Origin of the sequence: Prevotella sp. MGM2 (assembly GCF_002933955.1) — a bacterium.
Classification (GTDB): Bacteria; Bacteroidota; Bacteroidia; order Bacteroidales; family Bacteroidaceae; genus Alloprevotella.
The window spans coordinates 1-2581 of sequence record NZ_BEWW01000149.1; the positions used below are offsets into that span (position 1 = coordinate 1).

Sequence of the window (2581 nt, forward strand, 5' to 3'; positions counted from 1 at the left end):
TGCCGTTACCATCTCCTCCTTCAAACATCCACAAGCCTACCAGTTGGGAATAGTTGACGGAGGACAGTATGCGCTTTTGCCTGAACTGCGGCACTACCGCCAGCGTATCGCCGTCGGTGAGGGTGCCATAAACGGCATGCCTTTCTTTGGCTGAGGCATATCCCATTGTGCGCCGGCGTTTGGAGTCGATTTGCGTAAACGTGAGCGAATCGGACGTATGGGAGTCAAGCACGACGTACATGGTAGAGTCCGGTTCCTCGGGCACATTCCTGTTGTCACCGGCCTGTTTGCCGCCACAGGATGCCAAAAGAAAAACCAGCGTCACGGGCAGAAATATTTTCCAAAAATCCATTGTCTTTATTTTAAGAGTGGAAAGGAACTTCAGACGATGGGTCACAGTTCCTTTTCGAAACCTTAAACGCAAATATTAAAATCCGTCGGTATTACTTCTTGGGAGCGTTAGAAGAGTTAGGAATAACCTTCACAGGAATCGTATGCGTTTTCACACAACCGAATACGTCCGTCACAACAAGGTGGAAGTTAACCGTAGGAGTTCCCTGAAGGGCCGCCTTCTCTGTGGTTTCAAACGAAATCTTCGTACCATCGGCAGAAACTTCATACTTGGTGAACAAACCGGTGTTGGAATCGGCAAATATGCTGCCGTTCATAATAGGTTTGATCTCAACCTTGGCAATACGGTAGTCTCTGTTAGCCAAATAGGAGATAAGGTTTTCACCAGACTTAGAGGGGTCGGTAGACTTGATGCTTGCATTCGTCATGTCCATCACACCGGGATAGTCGATCACCAAATCCTTAGTCAGCTGGAAAGGAGCATGGTAAATAGGACTGTACCACTTCAGGCGGAAGTTCTCGGTAGCGGCATAAAGATTGCCCAAACCGAAGTACTTGACACCGGCTTCAAGGTTATATTCATAATCCTCTGCGCCAGCTACCTTGCTGGATCTGTCAATTGCAGCTATAGGCACGGCTATCTTTTCGTTGAACTCAAAAGGATTGGCATACTGCCAGTTGGTCGTAAGAACGGGCTTGTAAGCTTCATTCTTATTCGCCTGGTTATAAACCGTCATATCCTTAAAAAGAATCTTGCTCTCGGCGCCGGTCAGAACAGGAGTATTCAAATCCTTACCAACATTGTTATAAGAACCGGACATGTTGTAGAAGGCGTAACCGGGATGGTTGGCATCATAGTCAGCCCAAGCGATAGTAAGGTCTCCGTCAAAGGCGGCGGCAATACGCTGGATAAATCCATCGTACTTCTCCGGACGGTTCATCGTAAACAGAATATTCACGGTGTTAACCATATTGCCTTGTGCATTATAGAATTTCACAGGAACCGTATAGACTTTTCCCAAAGCAATTGCGGCAGGATTATAAGTCAGAGACAATTTCTTGACATTAGCTGCAGCCAAAGCTACACCGGTAGCGGCATTGCCGGTAAGAGCCACATTCTGTACATTCTGGTCTTTTGCATCAGTAAACGTAATAGCTGAGAATTCATTTCCTGATACTCTGACACCGCTTTCACCAGTCACAGCACCTACACTGACAGTCTTGACATTGTCAACCCATTTTTTATTTTCAGCAGCCATGCAGAGCAATTCGCTGAACTTGGGATTAGATTCCGTCACCACCTGCAACTGGTTGCTAGCCGGCGTATGAGTCATCGTAATGCTTTGGGTCTCAATCATAGGTTTCGTATAGATAACCTTATACGTATTCTTGTAGATCGAACCGTTATAGTTCCAGATATAATAGTCGTAAGTGAAAATCCAACCATTATACTGAGCGCTGATAGCCACCCCTATTTCGTTGAAACGGTCAGTGCCTTCGGCCAGAACCTCCTTGAAGCCCTCGTTACCGTTCATAGCATTAACAGCTGCATTCCTTTCAGCGGCAGAAGTCGTGCCGGAGGGTTTGCTGGCATCGGTACAAATCAAATATTTGCGATAAACCTTCTGCGCACCTTTGGCTTTGTGCTCTTCAAAGACTGGCTTCAGCTGGAGCGTGCCACCCAAATCACCGGCAGAGGCTGCCTCTTCAGAGAAGAGATAATTATAAACGGAACCATCGCCGGCAGTAGCGCCTTTACCAACAAGTTCGAAATCTGCATTAGTCAAGGCCGTGGCAGTCTTAGCATTGACTTCAATTTCATAGCGTGAATAAACCTTACGTCCGATGGGCTTACCGTCCTTTCCCTTGGTAGTGTTGTCAGTAGCGGCAAGGGCATAGAGAACTTTATCGTCTGTCGCAGGCGCCTTCATCACATCTCCCTGTTCATTGAACACGTTGACAACGGGAATCTCATACAGGCCATTCTTGGAAGCGGCGCGGGAAATCAGTTTGCCTTCGGCCGTTTTGGCCTTATCCAGCTGATATTCTCTGTTAGCCTCATCCTTGCTGTTGAGCAAAGAGAGTTTCTGGCCGTTGAAGTCTACCGTGTTAGGATTGATCGTTGCATAGATGTTACCGGCCATTCTCTCAACATTGTACTGCTGCTGGATCAATTTTTCAGCGCCGGCGGCATTCTTATAGGGGAAATAAAGGGTCACTCCGAAAACAC

The 2581-nt window shown here is 47.1% G+C and carries 1 protein-coding gene and 1 pseudogene; both read right to left on the minus strand.

Translation table 11 applies throughout. The annotated features are described in order from the left end of the window. On the minus strand, positions 1–352 hold a 352-nt coding region (locus C5S62_RS03410; RefSeq protein WP_133159481.1), incomplete at its 3' end, for a hypothetical protein. Between the two features lie 91 nt (positions 353–443). Next, a pseudogene (locus tag C5S62_RS13505) lies at positions 444–2581 on the minus strand (hypothetical protein); the annotation flags it as partial.